This window comes from Methylobacterium oryzae (genome assembly GCF_021398735.1).
Classification (GTDB): Bacteria; Pseudomonadota; Alphaproteobacteria; order Rhizobiales; family Beijerinckiaceae; genus Methylobacterium.
Genome location: NZ_CP090349.1, coordinates 566625 through 586106, shown reverse-complemented (window position 1 = coordinate 586106; position 19482 = coordinate 566625). Strand labels below are relative to the sequence as shown.

Annotated in this window: 19 protein-coding genes and 1 riboswitch; of the genes, 6 read left to right on the top strand and 13 right to left on the bottom strand. The window is 71.9% G+C overall.

The features are described 5' to 3' along the window. Positions 1–75: 75 nt before the first annotated feature. Positions 76–1254 (bottom strand): methionine adenosyltransferase, encoded by a 1179-nt coding sequence (metK, locus tag LXM90_RS02770; protein WP_234081671.1) that lies wholly within the window; start codon positions 1252–1254, stop codon positions 76–78. 177 nt (positions 1255–1431) lie between these two features. Further along, the gene (locus tag LXM90_RS02765; protein ID WP_012321411.1) at positions 1432–1839 is read right to left on the bottom strand and encodes a helix-turn-helix domain-containing protein; all 408 of its coding nucleotides are present in this window, start codon (positions 1837–1839) and stop codon (positions 1432–1434) included. A 574-nt stretch (positions 1840–2413) separates the two neighbouring features. On the opposite strand from LXM90_RS02765, the gene LXM90_RS02760 reads away from it, so the two are divergent. The 3 genes from LXM90_RS02760 to LXM90_RS02750 all read left to right on the top strand — a co-directional run bounded on the left by LXM90_RS02760 (position 2414) and on the right by LXM90_RS02750 (position 5542). Then, a complete protein-coding gene (locus LXM90_RS02760; protein WP_419149848.1) occupies positions 2414–3298 on the top strand; it encodes a thermonuclease family protein in 885 nt (294 codons plus the stop codon). Between the two features lie 5 nt (positions 3299–3303). After that, on the top strand, positions 3304–4788 hold the full coding sequence (locus tag LXM90_RS02755) for a M48 family metalloprotease (RefSeq protein ID WP_091927864.1): 1485 nt from the start codon (positions 3304–3306) through the stop codon (positions 4786–4788). A 73-nt stretch (positions 4789–4861) separates the two neighbouring features. Further along, the gene (locus LXM90_RS02750) at positions 4862–5542 is read left to right on the top strand and encodes a glutathione S-transferase family protein (protein ID WP_205833895.1); all 681 of its coding nucleotides are present in this window, start codon (positions 4862–4864) and stop codon (positions 5540–5542) included. 25 nt (positions 5543–5567) lie between these two features. On the opposite strand, the gene LXM90_RS02745 is transcribed toward LXM90_RS02750, so the two are convergent. The 5 genes from LXM90_RS02745 to LXM90_RS02725 form a co-directional block, all read right to left on the bottom strand. Continuing rightward, complete coding sequence (locus tag LXM90_RS02745) at positions 5568–5723, bottom strand: hypothetical protein (RefSeq protein ID WP_020091329.1); 156 nt, start codon at positions 5721–5723, stop codon at positions 5568–5570. 75 nt (positions 5724–5798) lie between these two features. After that, a complete protein-coding gene (locus LXM90_RS02740; protein WP_234081666.1) occupies positions 5799–6236 on the bottom strand; it encodes an EamA family transporter in 438 nt (145 codons plus the stop codon). Positions 6237–6440: 204 nt separating this feature from the next. Beyond that, positions 6441–8693 (bottom strand): xanthine dehydrogenase family protein molybdopterin-binding subunit, encoded by a 2253-nt coding sequence (locus tag LXM90_RS02735; RefSeq protein WP_020091331.1) that lies wholly within the window; start codon positions 8691–8693, stop codon positions 6441–6443. A gap of 8 nt (positions 8694–8701) precedes the next feature. Continuing rightward, complete coding sequence (locus LXM90_RS02730; RefSeq protein WP_020091332.1) at positions 8702–9709, bottom strand: FAD binding domain-containing protein; 1008 nt, start codon at positions 9707–9709, stop codon at positions 8702–8704. Continuing rightward, the gene (locus LXM90_RS02725) at positions 9706–10230 is read right to left on the bottom strand and encodes a (2Fe-2S)-binding protein (RefSeq protein WP_026604649.1); all 525 of its coding nucleotides are present in this window, start codon (positions 10228–10230) and stop codon (positions 9706–9708) included. Before LXM90_RS02725 ends, LXM90_RS02730 begins: the two co-directional genes overlap by 4 nt. 273 nt (positions 10231–10503) lie before the next feature. Between LXM90_RS02725 and LXM90_RS02720 the strand changes: the two genes are divergently transcribed. Next, positions 10504–11889: a M20/M25/M40 family metallo-hydrolase gene (locus LXM90_RS02720; protein WP_020091334.1), complete on the top strand. Its 1386-nt coding sequence runs from the start codon at positions 10504–10506 to the stop codon at positions 11887–11889. A gap of 19 nt (positions 11890–11908) precedes the next feature. Here LXM90_RS02720 and LXM90_RS02715 read toward each other — a convergent pair whose 3' ends face one another. Next, positions 11909–12637 (bottom strand): ParA family protein, encoded by a 729-nt coding sequence (locus LXM90_RS02715; RefSeq protein WP_234081662.1) that lies wholly within the window; start codon positions 12635–12637, stop codon positions 11909–11911. 308 nt (positions 12638–12945) lie between these two features. On the opposite strand from LXM90_RS02715, the gene LXM90_RS02710 reads away from it, so the two are divergent. Together LXM90_RS02710 and LXM90_RS02705 are read left to right on the top strand one after the other, a co-directional pair. Then, on the top strand, positions 12946–14106 hold the full coding sequence (locus tag LXM90_RS02710; RefSeq protein ID WP_234081659.1) for an SMP-30/gluconolactonase/LRE family protein: 1161 nt from the start codon (positions 12946–12948) through the stop codon (positions 14104–14106). 6 nt (positions 14107–14112) lie between these two features. Next, a complete protein-coding gene (locus LXM90_RS02705) occupies positions 14113–14556 on the top strand; it encodes an MEKHLA domain-containing protein (protein WP_234081656.1) in 444 nt (147 codons plus the stop codon). A gap of 37 nt (positions 14557–14593) precedes the next feature. On the opposite strand, the gene crcB is transcribed toward LXM90_RS02705, so the two are convergent. The 5 genes from crcB to LXM90_RS02680 all read right to left on the bottom strand — a co-directional run bounded on the left by crcB (position 14594) and on the right by LXM90_RS02680 (position 19480). Continuing rightward, entirely contained in the window at positions 14594–15025 is a 432-nt protein-coding gene (gene crcB, locus LXM90_RS02700; RefSeq protein ID WP_020091338.1) for a fluoride efflux transporter CrcB, read from the bottom strand. 79 nt (positions 15026–15104) lie between these two features. After that, positions 15105–15166, bottom strand: a riboswitch (Fluoride riboswitch). An 89-nt stretch (positions 15167–15255) separates the two neighbouring features. Then, positions 15256–16236, bottom strand: a complete 981-nt coding sequence (locus tag LXM90_RS02695) for an ABC transporter ATP-binding protein (protein ID WP_056524456.1) — start codon at positions 16234–16236, stop codon at positions 15256–15258. Further along, complete coding sequence (locus LXM90_RS02690; RefSeq protein WP_056524459.1) at positions 16233–17213, bottom strand: ABC transporter ATP-binding protein; 981 nt, start codon at positions 17211–17213, stop codon at positions 16233–16235. The genes LXM90_RS02695 and LXM90_RS02690 overlap by 4 nt, the downstream gene beginning before the upstream one ends. Before the next feature lie 139 nt (positions 17214–17352). Continuing rightward, complete coding sequence (locus LXM90_RS02685; RefSeq protein WP_042672010.1) at positions 17353–18324, bottom strand: ABC transporter permease; 972 nt, start codon at positions 18322–18324, stop codon at positions 17353–17355. A 175-nt stretch (positions 18325–18499) separates the two neighbouring features. Continuing rightward, on the bottom strand, positions 18500–19480 hold the full coding sequence (locus tag LXM90_RS02680; protein WP_042672011.1) for an ABC transporter permease: 981 nt from the start codon (positions 19478–19480) through the stop codon (positions 18500–18502). Positions 19481–19482 lie beyond the last annotated feature (2 nt).

Sequence of the window (19482 nt, the reverse complement as noted above, 5' to 3'; positions counted from 1 at the left end):
ACCGCCTTCACGTCACCCCGGCGCGCCGCCGATCTCCGGCCCGCGCGTCGGCCCGGGGCCGAGCGGAAGCCGCCCTCAGGCCAGCGCCGACTTCAGCTTGCCGGCGAGGTCGGTGCGCTCCCACGAGAAGCCGCCGTCGGCCTCGGGGGCACGGCCGAAATGGCCGTAGGCCGAGGTGCGCGCGTAGATCGGCTTGTTCAGGCTGAGCGCCGTGCGGATGCCGCGGGGCGACAGGTCCATGGCGTCCATCAGCACGGCCTCGAGCTTGGCCTCGTCGACCGTGCCGGTGCCGTGCAGGTCCACGTAGATCGAGAGCGGCTTCGACACGCCGATCGCGTAGGCGAGCTGGATCGTGGCGCGGCTGGCGAGGCCCGCGGCCACCACGTTCTTGGCGAGGTAGCGCGCCGCGTAGGCCGCCGAGCGGTCGACCTTCGTCGGGTCCTTGCCGGAGAACGCGCCGCCGCCGTGCGGGGCCGCGCCGCCGTAGGTGTCGACGATGATCTTGCGGCCGGTGAGGCCGGCGTCGCCGTCCGGGCCGCCGATCACGAACTTGCCGGTCGGGTTCACGTGCCAGACCGTGCCCTCGTTGACCCAGCCCTGCGGCAGCGCCTTCAGGATGTAGGGCTCGACGATGGCGCGGACGTCCGCGGAATCGAGGGACTCGTCGAGGTGCTGGGTCGACAGCACGACCTGGGTCACCTCGACCGGGCGGCCGTTCTCGTAGCGGACCGTGACCTGGCTCTTGGCGTCGGGGCCGAGCTTGGCGGCGTCGCCCTGCTTCGCCTTGCGGGCGTCGGCGAGGTCCTTGAGGATCTTGTGGGCGTAGAAGATCGGCGCCGGCATCAGCTCGGGCGTCTCGTCGGCGGCGTAGCCAAACATGATGCCCTGGTCGCCCGCGCCCTCGTCCTTGTTGCCGGCCGCGTCCACGCCCTGGGCGATGTCGGCCGACTGGGCGTGCAGGTGGATCGCGACGTCGTTGTTCTTCCAGTGGAAGCCCGACTGCTCGTAGCCGATATCCTTCACGGCCTCGCGGGTCAGGGCCTCGAGGTCCTTGAAGGTCACCGAATCGGGTCCGCGCACCTCGCCGGCGATGACGATGCGGTTGGTCGTGGCGAGTGTCTCGACGCCGAGCCGCGCCTCCGGCATCGCCGCGAGGTAGGCGTCGACCACGGTGTCCGAGATCCTGTCGCAGACCTTGTCGGGGTGTCCCTCGGACACGGACTCGCTGGTGAACAGGTAGTTGGAACGCGGCATCGGACGGCCTCGGCTGCAGAGGTACGCCGTCGCGATCGCGGCGTTTGACCCTTCATGGGGCCGGGGTTCTCGCACCCGGCCGGGGGCCGGTCAAGATGGAGGAACGAACGGATCCGCTATACCGGACGAAGCGACCGGAAAAACGATCGCGCGACGCCCCGGGGCCCGCCCCTGCCCTCAGCCGCCGAGCTTGCTCTCGAGGGCCCGGATGGCGTCGGCCACGTCGCGGCGCGCCTCCTCGGAGAAGTTCTCGGTGATGTGGCGGCCCACGACTTCCGCCAGCCCCTTCAACCCGGCTTCCGACAGGGTCGACTGCTCGCGCTCGCTGAAGCCCGGCGCGATGAAGTCATCGTTCCGGGGCATCCCTTTGAAGAAGTAATCCATCGGCACGCCGGTCATGCGCGAGAAGATGTCGAGATGGACGGCGCTGATCCGGTTGGTTCCCTTCTCGTACTTCTGGAGCTGAGCTGCAGACATACCGAAGCTCTGCGCGACGCGGCGCTGTGTGAGCGATGCCTTGCGGCGCTGCTCGGCGATGCGTTGCCCGACATAGACGTCGCGCTGATCGGTCTTCTGGCCCGCCATGAAGTGCTCGTCCACCCCCTGCCATGAATCCTGGCGGCAAAGCTTAGCGCGCCCCTCGGTACTTGTCACCGGCAGGCGTTCGACGTGGTGGACGATTTGCTCACGGCTCTGCGGCCGGGAGATCTGCAAGAATAGACAACTTGGTGTCCCCGGCAGGGCTCGAACCTGCGACCCCAGGTTTCATACCACTTCGGCTTTCGCCGCCGCGCCCCGAAGGTCCGCGTTCGTGGCCTGGACTATCCCTTCACCGTGGGCTGGACTGCATCCAACCGGTAGGTGCCGCCCGTCTAGTCTCTACACCTTCCCGCAGAACGCCGGGGCGCCGCGCGGGCTTGGCTCGGGATCGGCAGAGCATCGGACGGCGGCGCGTCGATGCCGGAAGCTTTCCCCGACTTTGAGCGGATCCGTCGCGCGGTTTCCCGGCGCGACGCCCAATTGAACCTTCTAGGAAACCTGTGCTCTGTCCAGCTGAGCTACGGAGACGACCGGCGCTCCATAGCATTCTCGCCGGCCGAGGCCAACCGCGACCGGTGGGGCGGCGCGGTGCCGGAGCCCGCGATCGCGGGGGGAACCGATGCGCGGGCGCGCGGCGGTCGTGCGGGGACGCCCGCTGGCGACCTCGATGGCGACCTTGATGGCGGCGGCGCTCGCCGCGGCGGCGCCCTGTCCGGCACGCGCCGCGTCGCGCGCCGGGCCGTCGGCGTGCGCGACCGGGCCGGCGCGCGACGAGGTGGTGGCGGAAATCGGGCCCCGCGGGGAGATCCGTATGGTCTCGGGCCTCCGGGCGGTGCTGGACTCGCTGCGCTGGCCGGACACGCCGGAGGCCGCGTCCGCCGCGCGGGCCTGGCTCGAGACCCGGCGGGGCGCCCGGGTCACGGTGGTTCCCCGCGGGCAGCCCGACCGGTGGGACCGCGCGCGGGCCGACCTCCTGGTCGCGGAGGGCGACATCGCGGAGGGCGCGGATCTGGCGGGCGCGGATCTGGCGGGCGGCCTCATCGGGGCCGGGCTGGCATACGCGGACGCGGGCGAGGCCGATTCGCTGTGCCGGCCCGGCCTGCGCCTCGTGGAGGCGGCCGCCCGCGCGCGCGGGCTCGGCCTCTGGGGCGTCGCGCTCCCGGCGGCGCAGGACGGTCCGGCGCTCCGGGCGAAGGCCGGACATTTCGTCGTCGCGGAGGGCCGAATCCGCCATGTCGGCGAGCGCGGCGCGCGCACCTATCTCGATTTCGCGGCCCGCGGCACGGACGGCCTCACGGTGACGGTATCGAAACGCACTTGGCGAATGATGCGCGCCCGTGGTTTGAGTGCGGCCTCGCTCGAGGGCCGGCGCGTGCGGGTGCGCGGCCTCCTGGAGGTCCGGCGCGGCCCGACCCTGGAGGTCGCCCTCGACGGGCTCGAGACGCTCGAGGAGACGGACCGGCCGGAGGCCGATCCGGAGGGGGAACGGGGATTGCGGCGCTGATCGCGATGGGCGGGATCACGGGGCACATCGGCGCGGGGCGGACCCGCGCGGCGGGGCGGCGCACCCTCGGCGCGGCGGCGTTGGGCGGCCTCGCCCTGCTGCTCGGCGCCTGCGTGGCCGACCAGACCGAGGCGACCGTGCGGCCGGCCGTGGTGCGGGTGCCCGCGGAGGCGCCGCGCACCACCGGCCGCGAGCGCGCCGCCGATGCCGACCACCTCAAGCTCGTGGCCTCCTTCGGGGGCGAGGCCCGGGCCCCCAACGTCACGCGGATGCTGACCGAGGTGACCGACCGCCTCGTGAAGGCCAGCGACCGGCCCGACCAGGCCTACACGGTGACGCTCCTCGACTCGCCGGTGGTCAACGCCTTCGCGCTGCCGAACGGGCGGCTCTACGTCACCCGCGGCCTCGTGGCCCTGGCGAGCGACACCTCCGAGGTGGCCGCCGTGCTGGCGCACGAGATGGCCCACGTGACCCTCAACCACGCCACGGCCCGCAGCGAGCTCGAGCTGCGCTCGGCGCTCGTCAGCCGCGTCGTGGCCGACGTGCTGAACGACCCCGATACCGGCGCGCAGCTGCAGAGCCAGTCGCGCTTCGCCCTCGCCCGGTTCTCCCGCGAGCAGGAGCTGGAGGCGGACGCCACCGGCGTGCGCACCCTGGCCAAGGCCGGCTACGACCCGTTCGCGGCCGGGCGCTTCCTCGCCGCGCTCAACCGCTCCACGGGGCTGAAGGCCGGCAGCGCCGCCGCGCCCGACATGCTGGCGACCCATCCGGGCACGGCCGAGCGCATCACCCAGGTGACCCGCGCGGCCCGCCGCATCGGCGCGCCGGGCATCGGCACCGACGACCGCGCCGCCTACCTCGCGGCGGTGGACGGGCTCGCCTACGGCGACAACCCGCGCGACGGCGCGGTGCGCGGGCACCGCTTCATCCATCCCGGCCTCGGCATCGCCTTCGAGGTGCCGGAGGGCTTCACCCTGGAGAACACCCGCTCGGCGGTGCTCGGGACCACCCCGGACGGCGCCCGGCGCCTGCTGTTCGACCAGATCGAGGCCAAGGACGGCCAGCCCCTCGAGGCGGTGCTCAAGGCGAGCTGGAACGACGCCCTCGACCCGGCCGGCTTCGAGACCCGGGACGTCGCGGGCCACCCCGCGGCCTTCGCGCTGTCGCGGGGGAAGGAGTGGACCTTCCGCCTTGCGGCCATCCGGATCGGCGACTCGACCTACCGGATGATCATGGCCGCCAAGGGCGCCACCGATCCCGACCCGGCCTTCCGCCGCTGGACCGCGACCCTCGTCGCCGTGTCGCCCGACGAGGCGGTCCTGCGCCCCCTGCGGCTGCAGGTGGTGCAGGCGACCTCGACCAGCGCCGAGGACCTCGCCCGCCGCATGGCGGTGCCCGATCGGGCGCTCGACCGGTTCCTCGTCCTCAACGGGCTGGAGCGGGGCGCCGCGCTGGTGCCGGGACGCGGCTACAAGATCGTCGCGGAATAGCCGCCCTGCGCGGCCGCGCCTTGTGCGGGCGCGGGGCCCGGACATCCTGCCCGGGTCGTTCAGGGAGAGCGCCGTGATTCGATTCTTCTACAATCTCAGCCCCAACCCCATGAAGGTCGCCCTCTGCCTCGAGGAGATGGGGCTGCCCTACGAGCCGGTGCCGGTCGACACCCGCAGGGGCCAGCAGTTCGATCCGGCCTACACGGCCGTCAATCCGAATGGGAAGGTGCCGGCGATCGTCGACGGCGACGTCACCGTGTTCGATTCGAACGCGATCCTGATGTACCTGGCGGGCAAGACCGGCCGGTTCCTGCCGGAGGGGGAGCCGGTCCGCGGCGAGATGCTGTCCTGGCTGATGTTCGTGGCGACCGGCATCGGGCCGTTCTCCGGCCAGTGCGTGCATTTCCGCCACTTCGCGCAGGACGGGAGCGCCTACGCCACCGAGCGCTACGCCTTCGAGGCGCGCCGGCACTGGGGCATCCTCGACCAGCGCCTCGCCGACCGCCCCTACGTGCTGGGCGACACCTACACGATCGTCGACATGGCGGTCTGGGGCTGGGCCCGGATGGTGCCCTTCGTCCTCGGCGAGGGCGCCTTCGGGGACCTGCCCAACGTCAAGCGCCACCTCGACGCGCTCAACGCGCGGCCGGCCGCCCAGGCCGCCGAGGCGCTGAAGGGCCGCCACGCCTTCAAGGCGGAGATGGACGCCGAGGCGCGCGGCTTCATGTTCCGCGCCGTGAAGGGCGCCGCCTGACGCCCCGCCGGACCGGTCCCGCGCCTCAGGGCGCGGGGGCGGTCACCGTGAGCATCGGCAGGGTGACGGAGAGCGTTCCGGCCGGCACGCGCGCGGTGCCGAGCGTGAGGCAGGCGCCGAGTCCGAGACAGAGAGCGAGACCGAGCATCGAGGTCTCGAAGCCGCGATAAACCCATTCCATGACGGTCCCCTTTCGCGAGGCAACCGCAGGATGCGCGCATCGCGTTAAGGGATCGGTGCGCCAGCGCGCACGGTCTCACAGTCCGGAGGCGACGAGGGCCGCGCCCGCGGCGATCAGCGCGACGCCGGCCCAGGCGGCGAGGCTGAGGGTCTCGCCGAGCAGGGTGGCGCCGAGGATCGCCACCAGCACGACGCTGAGCTTGTCGATCGGCGCGACCCGGGCAGCGTCGCCCAGCGACAGCGCGCGGAAGTAGCAGAGCCACGACGCCCCGGTGGCGAGCCCCGACAGGACGAGGAAGACGAGGCTCCGACCGGAGATCTGCGCGAGGCCGCCGGCCTGCCCGGAGGCGACCACGATCGCGCTGGCGAAGACCAGGATCACCGCGGTGCGCACGAAGGTCGCGACGTCCGACGGCACGCCCGCGACCCCGACCTTGGCGAGGATCGCGGTCAGCGCCGCGAAGCCGGCGGCGGCGAGCGCCCAGAAGCGCCAGGATTCCAGCAGGGGGCTCACGGAAATTTCCACGCCGTCCCTATTCGCAGGGCCCGGACGCATCCTCGTCCTTGCGAGCGCAGCGAAGCAACCCAGGCAGCGCCACGCTCGACGATGTCGCGCCGCCCTGGGTCGCTTCGCTGCGCTCGCGCTGACGGCGCGGCCCAGCGTGACCCGCACGACTCCTTGCCGAACCGTCAATGTTTCCCGTGAAACATCCGCTATTCACAGGAGCTTGTCGACGGTGATCGGCAGGTCGCGCACCCGCCTGCCGGTGGCGTGGAAGACCGCGTTGGCGATGGCGGCCGCGGTGCCGACGATGCCGATCTCGCCGAGCCCCTTCACGCCCAGCGGGTTCGCCTTGTCCTCCTCCTCCACGAAGATCACGTCGATGTCGTAGATGTCGGCGTGGACCGGCACATGGTACTCGCCGAGGTTGTGGTTCATGAACCGGCCGATGCGGTGGTCGAGCATCGACTCCTCCTCGAGGGCCGAGCCGATCCCCATCACCACGCCGCCGAGGATCTGGCTGCGCGCCGTCTTCGGGTTCAGCACCTTGCCGGCCGCGATCGCCGAGACGATGCGGGTGACCCGGACCTGACCCAGCTCCTCGTCGACCTTCACCTCGGCGAAGATCGCCGAGTGGGTGTAGGCCTCGTATTTCTGATTGAAGTCCTTGTCGGGCCCGGCCTCCTCGACGGCCTCGACCTTGTCGACGCCCGCCGCCTGGAGCACCTCGACGAGCGACACGCTGCGGCCCGGATCGCCCGCGACCGCGATGCGGCCGTCCGCGAACACGGCGCGGTCGAAGTCGACGTTGGCCAGCGGCGAGTTCTCCATGGCGCGGGCGAGCTTGAACACCTGCGCGCCGACGTTGCGGCAGGCCTTCATCACGGCGGTACCCGAGGAGGCGGCCGTCCACGAGCCGCCAGCGACCGGGGCCTCCGGCAGGCGGGTGTCGCCGAGCTTGGTGGTGACCGCGTCCATCGGCAGGCCCAGCGTGTCGGCCGCGATCTGCGTCAGGATCGTGTAGGTGCCGGTGCCGATGTCGCCGGTGGAGTTGCCGACCGTCAGGCGGCCGTCCGGCGTCAGGGTCGCGATGGCGCTCGACTGCATCATCATCGATTCCCAGATGCCGGTGGCCACGCCCCAGCCGACCAGCTCCCGGCCCTCGCGCATGGAGCGGGGCTCAGGGCTGCGCTTCGCCCAGCCGAACCGCTCGGCGCCCTGCCGGAAGCAGCTCTTCAGCTCCTTCGAGCCGAACGGCTTGCCCTCGGCGGTGGCGTCGGACTCGGCGTAGTTCCTCAGCCGCAGGTCGATCGGGTCGAGCCCGGTCGCGTAGGCGAGTTCGTCCATCGCGGTCTCGATGGCGAAGACGCCGGTCACCGCGCCGGGGGCGCGCATGTCGCCGGGCGTCGGCGTGTCGAGCTTCACCAGCCGGTAGCCGAGGGCGACGTTGTCGCACCGGTAGAGGACGCCCGACCAGTTGACGACGACCTCCTGGTAATCCTCGTACTGCGAGGTGCCCTGGACGGCGTCGTGGCGCAGGGCCGTCAGCCTCCCGTCGGCCTCGGCGCCGAGCGCGATCGTCTGCAGCGCCTCGGACCGGTAGGTGAAGCTCCACAGCTGGTCGCGGGTCAGGGTCACGCGCACGGAGCGCTTCAGCTCCTGGGCGGCCAGCATCGCCAGGAACAGCTGGTACTGCGGGCGCAGGCCCGAGCCGAAGCCGCCGCCGAGATAGGGGTTGAGCACCCGGACCTGATCGGGCTTCAGGCCGAAGACGTTGGTGAGATACTGGTGGCTGTTCGAGACGCCCTGGATCTTGTCGTAGACCGTGTAGGTGCCGTCCTGCTCGACCACCACCGTGGAGGCGTGCGGCTCCAACGGGTTGTGGTGCTCGTCGGCGAGGCTGTAGGCGCCCTGCACGCGGACCGGCGCGCTGCCGAACGCCTTGTCGGCGTCGCCCCAGGGCTCCGGCGGCGGCTTGATGCCCGTGCGCTTGTAGGGCGGGTCGTAGGCGGTGCCGCGCAGGGCTTCCAGGTCGGTCCCGGGCTCCTCCATCGCGTAGCTCACGCGGACGAGGGACGCGGCGTAGCGCGCGGTCTCGAAATCCTCCGCCACCACCAGGGCGACCGGCTGGCCGCTGAACACGATCAGGTCGTCGTAGAGGGCGCGGAACGGCGAGCCGGGGGGCGCCACCTGGTCCTGGAAGTTCTTGTCCCGCCACGCGGTCCGCGGCCGGTTCTCGTGGGTCAGGACCTTGAGGACGCCCGGCACCGCCTCGGCCTCGACCGAGTCGATGGCGGTGATCCGGCCCTTGGCGATCGAACTCGACACCACATAGCCGTAGGCGAGGTCGGGCGCGGCGAACTCGCCCGCGTACTTGGCGAGCCCGGTCACCTTGGCGGGCCCGTCGATGCGGCTGCGCGGGCTGCCGACGAAGGTGTCGCGGCCGGTGGAGCTGAAGGTCTGTGTCATGGCAGAACCTACTGGATGCGCTTGTCGCTGAGCGACTGGGGCGTGCCGGCGGCGGCCTGCTCGAGGCCGCGCACGATGGCGCGCCGGGCGAGATCGATCTTGAAGCCGTTCTCCGACTGGGGCTTGGCCTCCGCGACGATCAGGTCGGCCGCCGCCTGGAAGCTCTCGCGGGTCGCGGGCTTGCCCTCCAGCAGGGCCTCGGCCTCGCGGTTGCGCCAGGGCTTGTGGGCGACGCCGCCGAGCGCCAGCCGCGCGGTCTTCACCCGGTCGCCGTCGAGTTCCAGGGCCGCCGCCACCGAGACCAGCGCGAAGGCGTAGGACAGGCGGTCGCGCAGCTTCAGGTAGGTGTAGTGCTGCGGGAAGCGGCTCTCCGGCAGGTCGACCGACACGATGATCTCGCCGGGGGCGAGGTTCGTGTCCCGCTCGGGCGAATCCCCCGGCAGGCGGTGGAACTCGGAGAACGGGATCGACCGGTCGCCCTGCGGTCCGCTCACCCGCACGGTGGCCTCCAGGGCGGCCAGCGCGATGCACATGTCGGAGGGGTGGGTGGCGATGCAGTGCGCGCTCGTCCCGAAGATCGCGTGGATGCGGTTCATCCCGCCGATCGCCGGGCAGCCGGAGCCGGGCGCGCGCTTGTTGCAGGGCGTGGCCACGTCGTAGAAATAGTAGCAGCGGGTCCGCTGGAGCAGGTTGCCGCCCGTGGAGGCGGCGTTGCGCAGCTGCGCCGAGGCGCCGGCCAGGATGGCGTTGCGCAGGAGCGGGTACCGGGCCGCGACCCGATCGTCGTAGGCCGCCTTGGCGTTGGTCACGAGCGCCCCGATCCGCAGGCCGTCCCCGCTGTCCTCGATCCGGTCGAGGGGCAGGCGGGTGATGTCGATCAGCCGGCCCGGCTTCTCGACCTCGTACTTCATCAGGTCGATCAGGTTGGTGCCGCCGGCGATGAAGCGGGCCCCGGCCCCGAAGGCCTGCACCGCCTCCGCCACCGTGCCGGCGCGGACGTAGTCGAAGCGGTTCATCGGGCGCCTCCCTGCATGACGTCCTCGATGGCGTCGACGATGTTGGTGTAGGCGCCGCAGCGGCAGATATTGCCGCTCATCGCCTCGCGGATCTCGTCCCGGGTGTGGGCGTGGCCCTCGTTCATCAGGCCGACCGACGAGCAGAGCTGGCCCGGCGTGCAGTAGCCGCACTGGAAGGCGTCGTGCTCGATGAACGCCTCCTGGATCGGGTGGAGGGCGTTGCTGCCCGCCCGGTCGCCGAGGGCGGCCAGCCCCTCGACCGTGGTGATCTCGGCCCCGTCCTTCATCACCGCCAGCGTCAGGCAGGAATTCACCCGGGTGCCGTTCACCAGCACCGTGCAGGCCCCGCACTGGCCGTGGTCGCAGCCCTTCTTGGTGCCGGTGAGGTCGAGCCGCTCGCGCAGGAGGTCGAGGAGCGTGGTCCACGGTGCGACCTGCAGTTCGCGCCGCTGCCCGTTGATCGTCAGCGTGATGCCGATCGGCGTGTCCGCCGACACCGGCGGCTGGGTCTCGAGGCGCATGATGTCGTCCACGGTCTGGGCCGGCCGGGGCCGGGCGGGAGCGGATCGGTCCGGGGCAGCGACCGGCAGCGACGCGCGGGCCGCGGCCTGGGCTTCCGGTCGATAACCATTCCAATCTGCGCCTGTTCCGGAGCGCGCCGTCTCAACCCGTGAGCGAGGGTGGCGCGCCTGCGGCGCGCATATCGGCCGCCGCACCGTCCGACATTGCCGGCCCCACCTCGCCTCGGCTAACCCTCCTTCCCGCAGAGTCCACGCCGCACCCCGGAGCCACCGATGGCCGCGCTCGACGCGATCCTCAACGACATCGACACGGACCTGGAGAACGCCCTGGAGCGGCTGTTCGCCTTCCTGCGGATCCCGTCGATCTCCACCGATCCCGCCTATGCCGGGCATTGCCGCGAGGCCGCCGCCTGGCTCGCCCAGGACCTGACCGCGCTGGGCTTCGAGACCTCGGTGGAGGAGACCTCGCTCCACCCGGTGGTCCTGGCCCACCGGCCGAAGCCGGGAGCGCCGCACGTCCTGTTCTACGGCCATTACGACGTGCAACCGGTCGATCCCCTCGACCTGTGGAAGACGCCGCCCTTCGAGCCGCACATCGCTGACGACGGCCAGGGCGGCAAGACGATCGTCGGGCGCGGCGCCTCCGACGACAAGGGTCAGGTGATGACCTTCGTGGAGGCATGCCGGGCCTATATCGCCATGCACGGCGAGTTGCCTTGCGGCGTCACGATCCTGATCGAGGGCGCCGAGGAGAGTGGATCACAAGGCCTGCCCGAATGGGTCGCGGCCAACCGCGAGAGACTCGGCTGCGACGTGGTCCTCGTCTGCGACACCGGCATGTGGGACCGGAAGACCCCGGCCATCACGTCGTCGCTGCGCGGGCTCGCCTATTTCGAGGTGAAGGTCACCTGCGCCGACCGCGACCTGCATTCCGGCTTCTTCGGCGGCGCGGCGCGCAACCCGATCCACGTTCTGTCGAAGATCATCGCCGACCTGCACGACGCGGACGGGCGGGTGACGATCCCGGGCTTCTACGAGGGCGTTCACGAGCGCCCGCCGGAGTTGCTGGAGCAGTGGCGCGGCCTCGGCCTGACGCCGGAGACGCTGCTCGGGCCGATCGGCCTCAAGGAGCCCGCGGGCGAGCGCGGGCGGATGCCGATCGAGCTGGTGCAGTCCCGCCCCTCCTGCGACGCCAACGGCATCATCGGCGGCTATACGGGCGAGGGCACCAAGACGGTGATCGCCTCCACCGCCTCTGCCAAGGTCTCGTTCCGCCTCGTGGACGACCAGGACCCGAAGCGGCTCGCCGAGAGCTTCGAGGCCTTCGTGCGCGCGCGGGTGCCGGCCGACTGCCAGGTCGAGGTCATCACCTACAAGGGCTCGCGGGCGATCAGCCTGCCCTTCGACATGCCGCAGCTCGGGGCCGCCAAGGCGGCGCTGCAGGACGAGTGGGGCGTGCCGGCGGTGACCGTGGGCGCGGGCGGCTCGATCCCGATCGTCGGCGACTTCAAGCGGATCCTGGGGCGCGACACCCTGCTGATCGGCTTCGGCCTCGACGACGACCGGATCCACTCGCCGAACGAGAAGTACGACCTGACGAGCTTCCACAAGGGCACGCGCTCCTGGGCGCGGATCCTCGCGGCCCTCGGCCAGGGCTGATCCCGGCGGAAGGCCGATCTCAGCGGGCGGGCGCCGACCGCATCTTCCCGTCGACCCAGGCCCAGAGCGCCCGGACCTCCTCGGCGGCCTGGCTGCCGGGGGCGAATTCCGTGACGCCGAGCCCGGTCGCCAGGGCGTCCTGGTGGTCGACCCGGTGGATGATCCCGGGCTCGGCCAGCACGCCCAGGGCGCGCAGCTGCGCCGCGTAGGCGCTGGTGCGCGGCGAGGGCGGCGGCGGGCACTGGTTCAGCACCAGGGCCAGCCGCTCCCGCAGGCCGAGTCCGACCAGCGCCTGGAGCGTCGGCCGGGCGGCCACGATGTCGAGCCGGGAGGGGCGGACCGGCATCAGGACGAAATCGGCGTCCTTCAGGGCCGGCGCGAGGCCGGACGCGCTGCCGGCAGTGTCGAGGACGGCGAGGGTCGTGCCCTGCTCGGCGAGGATGCCGAGGATCTCCGAGAGCTGGCCCATCTCCCAGGGCTGGACCCGGTCGACCGCGACGGCGTCGCGCGCGCGGTCGCTCCTGCCGTCGGCCTTGCGCAGGGCCCCCCAGCCGGCCAGCGAGCTCTGCGGGTCGAGATCGAGGGCGGTCACCTGCTCGCCCGCTTCCGCGGCGGCGACCGCCAGGGAGGCCGCCAGGGTGGTCTTGCCCGTCCCGCCCTTCTGCACCGCCAGGGCGAGGACCCGCAGCGGCCCGGCGGCGGGCCGGGGCGCGGTCTCCGGCGCCGGTTCGGATCCTTCGGGATCCATGCGTGTCCCACCTCTCCACATCTGCTAGCCGGGCCGCGGCCCGTGCGGCGCCGAATCGAACGCCCGGCACGACCGTGCTTAGCGTGACGGCGTGGGCCGGAGCCAGCGTCGCGCCCCGGCACCTGTGGACCGCCCCGAGGCGGCTCCCGATCACCGGGCCCGGGGACCGGTCCCGGAATTCCGCCGCGAGGCCGCCGCGATACCGCATCGCGGGATCGCGCGCCGGGCCCGCGCGTTGGGCCGGCATCCCCACAGGTTGAGCGGCGCGCCAAGACCCCCGCCCCGACAAGCTCCGCGACAGGATTCCCATGCGCCTCGACCGCCGCCGCCTGCTCGGAACCGGTCTCCTGGCCCTCGCCGCCCCCGCGGCGCGCGCCGCGACGCCGTCGCCCCCGACGAGCCGGCCCGTGGGGACGCTGGAGCTCGCCATCGCCGCGGACGCGCCCTCGACCCCCACGGGGCTCGCCATCGCCCGGGGCGGCCGGATCTTCGTGATGATGCCGCGCTTCACCGGCGCGGAGCCGATCACCCTCGGCGAGGTGCTGCCCGACGGGTCGGTGAAGCCCTACCCGGACGCGGCGACCAACCGCCCGGATCCGGGGGCGCCGCAGGCGTCGCTGTTCCACGTCCCCAACGGCGTCTTCGACCGCGACGACACCCTCTGGATCCTCGATGCCGGCCTGCCCGCGGGCAAGGGGCGGCCGGTGCCGGGCGGCGCGAAGATCCTGGCAATCGATATCGGCCGGAACAGCGTCCGCCGGACGATCCCCCTCGACGCGGGCATCGGCCCGGATTCCTCCCTGAACGACCTGCGGGTCGATGTGCGCGACGGGCGGGCTCTGGCCTACGTCACCGACCAGGGCCAGTCCGGCGCGGGCGCGATCCTGGCGGTCGACCTCGACAGCGGGCGGGTGGTGCGGCGCCTCGCGGACCACGTCAGCACGCGGTCCGAGGAGGGCCTGGTCAAGTTCGTGGAGCGCCGCCCCGTGATGGAGCGGAAGGGCGACGCGCCCGAGAAGAGCCCGAAGGGCGGCGCCAACGGCATCGCGATCAGCCCGGACGGCCGCCGCCTCTACTACGCGCCGCTGATGAGCCGGCGGCTCTACGCGGTCGAGACCGCGGCCCTGCGCGATCCGGGCGTCGCGGACGCGGCCGTGGCCGCCGCCGTCGAGGATCTCGGCGAGAAGGGCATGACCGGGGGACTGACCACCGATTCCCGGGACCGGGTCTATCTCAGCCTGCAGGAGCACAACGCGGTCGGCCGGCGCCTGCCGGACGGCACCGTCGAGGTGCTGGCCGCCGACGACCGGCTGGTCTGGGCCGACACGTTCTGGATCACCCCGGACCGGTGGCTCTATATCTCGGCGGCCCAGGTCAACCGGCGGCCGGAATTCAACCGCGGGCGGGACCTGCAGCAGCCGCCCTACGCGATCCTGCGCATGCGCATCGACGCCGACCCAGTCCTGTAGCGGATCATGACGGACCTCTCGCAAGACCCGGACTTCTTCGCCCTGCTCACCGGCAGCTACGCGCGGCGCCTCGGCGAGCCTCTGGTGCCGGCGGATGCGGACGCGGACTGGCTCTACGCGGAGGCCCCGTTCGCGGTGCTCGCCCATGACGGGGGCGCGGATCCGCGCTTCGTCTACGCCAACCGGACCGCGCAGGCCTGCTTCGGCTACGCGTGGGACGAGCTCGTCGGCCTGCCCTCGCGGCTCTCGGCCGAGGCCCCCGAGCGGGCCGAGCGGCAGCGGCTCCTCGACGCGGTCACCCGGGAGGGCTTCAGCCGCGGCTATCGCGGCCTGCGGATCGCCAAGGACGGCCGGCGCTTCTGGATCGACGAGGCGGTGGTCTGGCAGCTCGACCGCGACGGCGCGACGGTGGGGCAGGCCGCGACCTTCGCCCAGTGGCGCGACGCGTGAGGGCCGGGCCGCGCCGATGCGCGCAGCCGCCGCCCGGTCAGCCGTCCTCCTCGATGCTGACCTGGGCGATCTGCACGGCGCCGCCGTTCCAGTGGGCCGCCACGACGTGGCCCAGCGCGACCGCGAGGACGCAGAGCACCACCGAGGCGAACACGTTGACCATGGCCCGGACCACCGCGCCGTTCCGCATGAGGTCGAGGGTCTGGAGGCTGAACGACGAGAAGGTCGTGTAGCCGCCGCACAGCCCGATCATCACGAACAGGCGGACGTTCTCGGAGACCGGGAAGCGCCCATGCGCCAGGGTCAGCGTGCCGAACAGGCCGATGATGAACGAGCCCGTCACGTTGATGAGGATCGTGCCCCAGGGCAGGTCGCGGCTGATGGGCAGCGCCAGCACCGAGACGACGTAGCGGGCCAGGGTGCCGAGGGCACCGCCGATCATGACCAGGATGCAGGTGGTGAAGGACATGCGCGCTCCAGTGCGTCGGGCGGGCATGAGAAACCCGCCGTCGCGGCGGGTACTTGCAAGACGCACTCCCACCGCCGGTTTCGCGGTAGGAGTCATCAGCCCTGACGGGCGGTTTCGGGGAACTCCATCCCCATCGGGAACGGCCCATAGCGCCTGCGCGGGCCGAGCGCAACGGCCGCCCGGGGCAGCCCCCGGGCCCGCATGTCAGGCCCGCTTGTCAGGCCCGCTTGTCAGGCCCGCCCCTCCTGCACGGCGTGGCAGGCGACGCCGTCGAGGAGCGCCGGCACCTCGGTCCGGCAGCGGTCGTTGGCGAGCGGGCAGCGCGGGTTGAAGGTGCAGCCGGGCGGCGGGTCGATCGGGTTCGGGATCTCGCCGGAGACCGGCACCCGGGCGCGGCCGACATGGGCGAGGTCGGGCACCGCGTCGAGGAGCATCCGCGTGTAGGGGTGGCGCGGCGTCGCGAACAGGTCCCTGGCGGACGCGACCTCCACGAGGCGGCCGAGATACATCACGCCCACGCGGGTCGCCATGTGGCGGACCACGGCGAGGTTGTGGGAGATGAACAGGTAGGTCAGCCCCAGCCGGTCCTGCAGGTCGCGCATCAGGTTGAGGATCTGCGCCTGCACCGAGACGTCGAGCGCCGAGGTCGGCTCGTCGCCCACCAGGAACTCGGCCTGACTCGCCAGCGCCCGGGCGATCGCCACCCGCTGGCGCTGCCCGCCTGAGAATTCGTGCGGGTATTTTTTGGAATCATCCGCGTGGAGGCCGACAAGTCCCAGAAGCTCGCCGACCCGGGCGCGGATCGCCCCCTCCCCCTGGATCAGGTCGAAGGCCCGGATCGGCTCGGCGATGATCTTCCCGACCCGCCAGCGCGGGTTCATGGACGCGTAGGGGTCCTGGAAGATCATCTGGATCCGGGCGCGCAGGCGCCGCCGCGCCGCGGCCTGGCGCGGGTCGGTCATCGAGACGCCGGTGATCCGCACCTCGCCGGCCGTGGGCGGCAGCAGGCCGACCACCATCCGGGCCACCGTCGACTTGCCGGAGCCGGATTCGCCGACGATCGCGAAGGTCTCGCCCTTCCGGATCTCGAAGCCGACGCGGTCGACCGCCGTGAGGAATTTCCGCGGCTCGCGCTCGATCACCCGGTTGAGCCAGGGCTTCGAGACGTCGAACTGGCGGCGCAGGTCGGTGACTTCGACGTAGGCGCTCACGCTGCGCGCTCCGCTGCATCGTACAGGTGACAGGCCACCCGGCTCGCGTCGACCGGGATCGGCTCGGGCCGCTCGACCCGGCAGCGGGCGAAGACCTTCGGGCAGCGCGGGTTGAAGGCGCAGCCCTTCGGGATGGCGGTGAGCCGCGGCATCGAGCCCGGGATCTGGCTGAGCCGGTCGGCCTCCTGCGAGAGGGTCGGGATCGCCCCCATCAGGCCGACCGCGTAGGGGTGGTGGGGCTTGGCGATCACCGAGGCGACCGGGCCGATCTCGGCCACCCGCCCGGCATACATCACCGCGACCCGGTCGGCGGCCTCGGCGATGACGCCCATGTCGTGGGTGACCAGCATCACCGCGGTGCCGTGCTCGCGGCACAGGCGCTTCAGCAGCGTGATGATCTGGGCCTGGACCGAGACGTCGAGCGCCGTGGTCGGCTCGTCGGCGATGATCAGCTCCGGCTCGGCCGCGAGCGCCAGCGCGATCACCACCCGCTGGCGCATGCCGCCGGAGAACTCGTGCGGGTAGCCGTCGATCCGCCGCTCGGGCGCCGGGATGCCGACCTCGGCCAGCAGATCGATGGCGCGGGTCCGGGCCGCCTTGGCGGACAGGTCGGTGTGGGTGCGCAGGGTCTCGACGATCTGGTCGCCGACCCGGAACAGCGGGTCGAGCGAGGTCAGCGGATCCTGGAAGATCATGCCGATGCGCTTGCCGCGCACGCGCCGCATCGCCTCGGGGGAGAGGTTGTCGATGCGCTCGCCCCGCAGGCGGATCTCGCCGCCGGCGATCCGGCCGGGGCGGTCGATCAGCCCGATCACCGCCGAGCCGGTCACCGACTTGCCGGCGCCGGACTCGCCGACCACGCCCAGGATCTCGCCGCGGCCGATGTCGAACGAGACCCGGTCGATGGCGGTGAGCGGCCCGCGGCGGGTGTCGAAGGCGACCGTCAGGTCGCGCACGGAGAGGATGGTGTCGGTCATGCCTTGGCCGTTCCGGCGTCGGGCCGTCGGACGGCCACTCCCGTCCTTGCGAGCGGAGCGAAGCAATCCAGCGGCGCCATGGTCACCAATGTCGCGCTGCCCTGGGTCGCTTCGCTGCGCTCGCGATGACGATGCCCGATCATTGCAGCTTCGGATTGAGCGCGTCGCGCAGCCAATCCCCCAGGAGGTTGATGGCGATGACGAGCCCGGCGAGCGCCAGGCCCGGGAAGGCGACGATCCACCACTCGCCGGAGAACAGGAACCGGTTGCCGGTGCGGATCAGCGTGCCGAGCGACGGCATGGTCTCCGGCAGGCCGGTGCCGAGGAACGACAGGGTCGCCTCGGTGATGATCGCCAGCGCGAGGTTGATCGTCGCGATCACGAAGACCGGGCCGGTGACGTTCGGCAGGACGTGGCGGACCATGATCACCGGCGGCGACAGGCCGATCAGCCGCGCCGCCTGGACGTAGTCCTTGCCCTTCTCGACCATCACGGAGGAGCGCACGGTCCGGGCGTACTGCACCCAGAAGGACAGGCCGATCGAGACCACGATCAGCCCGATCAAGGGCCCGACGTCGAGGGCGCTGCCGAAGCTCGCCTTGGCGACGCCGTCCACCACCAGGGCGATCAGGATCGCCGGGAAGGTGAGCTGCACGTCGGCGACCCGCATGATCAGCGTGTCGAGGAAGCCGCCCGCGTAGCCGGCGATCAGGCCGAGCGCGATGCCGAGGATCCCGGAGGTCAGCACCCCGAGCACGCCGACGATCAGCGACAGGCGCAGGCCGTACAGCACCGCCGAGAGCACGTCCCGGCCCTGGTCGTCGGTGCCGAGATAGAACGGCGCCTGACCGTCCGCCTGCCAGATCGGCGGCAGGTTGGAGTTGATCAGGTCGAGCTGGGCCGGGTCGTAGGGGTTCTGCGGGGCGATCCACGGCGACGCGAAGGCGAGACCGACCATCAGCAGCGTGGCGACCAGCGCCGCCACCGCCACCTTGGAGCGCAGGAAGTTCGCCAGCAGGTCGGAGTCGCGCCAGCGCGCGAGCCGCGAGGGCTTCGCCTCCGGCAATGGGACCGGCGGGGCGTCGCCCGCGTCGAGGTCGTATCCGCTCATCGGCCGCCCCTCACGCCATGTCCAGTCGGGAAGCTCAGGGAGGCAGCCACCGTCTTTGCGAGCGGAGCGAAGCAATCCAGCAGCGCCACGCCGACCGGACGCGCGCTACCCTGGGTCGCTTCGCTGCGCTCGCGATGACGGGGTGGCCAAGCGGAGGAGTCCGTCATGTCCGACCTCACGCCGTCCGCCCGGCGGGCAGCCGCAGGCGCGGGTCCACCACCGTGTAGAGGATGTCGACCACGAGGTTGATGGTCACGAAGATCAGCGCGACGAGCAGCAGGTACGCGGACATGATCGGGATATCGACGTTCTGCACCGCCTGGACGAACAGCAGGCCCATACCGGGCCACTGGAACACCGTCTCGGTGATGATCGAGAAGGCGATGACCGAGCCGAGCTGCAGCCCCGCGATGGTGATCACCGGCACCAGGGTGTTCTTGAGCGCGTGCCGCAGGTGGACGGCGCGGGTGGTGAGCCCCCGCGCCCGGGCGAAGCGGACGTAGTCGGTGCGCAGCACCTCCAGCATCTCGGCGCGGACCAGCCGCATGATCAGCGTCATCTGGAACAGGCCGAGCGTCACCGAGGGCAGGATCAGCGCCTTGAGCCCGGAGGCGGTCAGGAAGCCGGTGGTCCACCAGCCGAGCCGCACCGTGTCGCCGCGCCCGTAGGAGGGCAGCCAGCCCAGCGTCACCGAGAACAGGTAGATCAGCAGGATACCGATCAGGAAGGTCGGCAGGCTGATCCCGATCAGCGAGACCGCCTGGAACAGCCCGGCGAGCCAGGACTCCCGGCGCAGCGCGCAGTACACGCCCATCAGGATTCCCACCACCAGGGCGAAGACCGTCGCGCAGAAGGCGAGTTCCAGCGTCGCCGGCATGCGCTCGGCGAGCAGCTGCGAGACCGGCTGCCGGAACTGGTACGAGATGCCGAACTGGCCCCGCACCACGTTGCCGGCGTAGCGGACGAACTGGACCAGGACCGGGTCGTCGAGGCCGAGATCCGTCCGGATCTGGGCCCGCTCGGCCACGGTGGTGTCGGGCCCGACGATCTGGTTCACGGGGTCGCCCGCGAACCGGAACATCGCGAAGGCGATGAGCCCGACGACCGCGAGGACCGCGGCCGCCTGGATCACCCGGCGCAGCAGGAAGGCGAGCACGC

Bases quoted from the DNA above. Each gene is read 5' to 3' on its own strand.
- metK (WP_234081671.1), bottom strand. From the start codon at position 1,254: ATGCCGCGTTCCAACTACCTGTTCACCAGCGAGTCCGTGTCCGAGGGA.
- LXM90_RS02765 (WP_012321411.1), bottom strand. From the start codon at position 1,839: ATGGCGGGCCAGAAGACCGATCAGCGCGACGTCTATGTCGGGCAACGC.
- LXM90_RS02760 (WP_419149848.1), top strand. From the start codon at position 2,414: ATGCGCGGGCGCGCGGCGGTCGTGCGGGGACGCCCGCTGGCGACCTCG.
- LXM90_RS02755 (WP_091927864.1), top strand. From the start codon at position 3,304: ATGGGCGGGATCACGGGGCACATCGGCGCGGGGCGGACCCGCGCGGCG.
- LXM90_RS02745 (WP_020091329.1), bottom strand. From the start codon at position 5,723: ATGGAATGGGTTTATCGCGGCTTCGAGACCTCGATGCTCGGTCTCGCT.
- LXM90_RS02735 (WP_020091331.1), bottom strand. From the start codon at position 8,693: ATGACACAGACCTTCAGCTCCACCGGCCGCGACACCTTCGTCGGCAGC.
- LXM90_RS02730 (WP_020091332.1), bottom strand. From the start codon at position 9,709: ATGAACCGCTTCGACTACGTCCGCGCCGGCACGGTGGCGGAGGCGGTG.
- LXM90_RS02725 (WP_026604649.1), bottom strand. From the start codon at position 10,230: ATGCGCCTCGAGACCCAGCCGCCGGTGTCGGCGGACACGCCGATCGGC.
- LXM90_RS02720 (WP_020091334.1), top strand. From the start codon at position 10,504: ATGGCCGCGCTCGACGCGATCCTCAACGACATCGACACGGACCTGGAG.
- LXM90_RS02715 (WP_234081662.1), bottom strand. From the start codon at position 12,637: ATGGATCCCGAAGGATCCGAACCGGCGCCGGAGACCGCGCCCCGGCCC.
- LXM90_RS02710 (WP_234081659.1), top strand. From the start codon at position 12,946: ATGCGCCTCGACCGCCGCCGCCTGCTCGGAACCGGTCTCCTGGCCCTC.
- LXM90_RS02705 (WP_234081656.1), top strand. From the start codon at position 14,113: ATGACGGACCTCTCGCAAGACCCGGACTTCTTCGCCCTGCTCACCGGC.
- crcB (WP_020091338.1), bottom strand. From the start codon at position 15,025: ATGTCCTTCACCACCTGCATCCTGGTCATGATCGGCGGTGCCCTCGGC.
- LXM90_RS02690 (WP_056524459.1), bottom strand. From the start codon at position 17,213: ATGACCGACACCATCCTCTCCGTGCGCGACCTGACGGTCGCCTTCGAC.
- LXM90_RS02685 (WP_042672010.1), bottom strand. From the start codon at position 18,324: ATGAGCGGATACGACCTCGACGCGGGCGACGCCCCGCCGGTCCCATTG.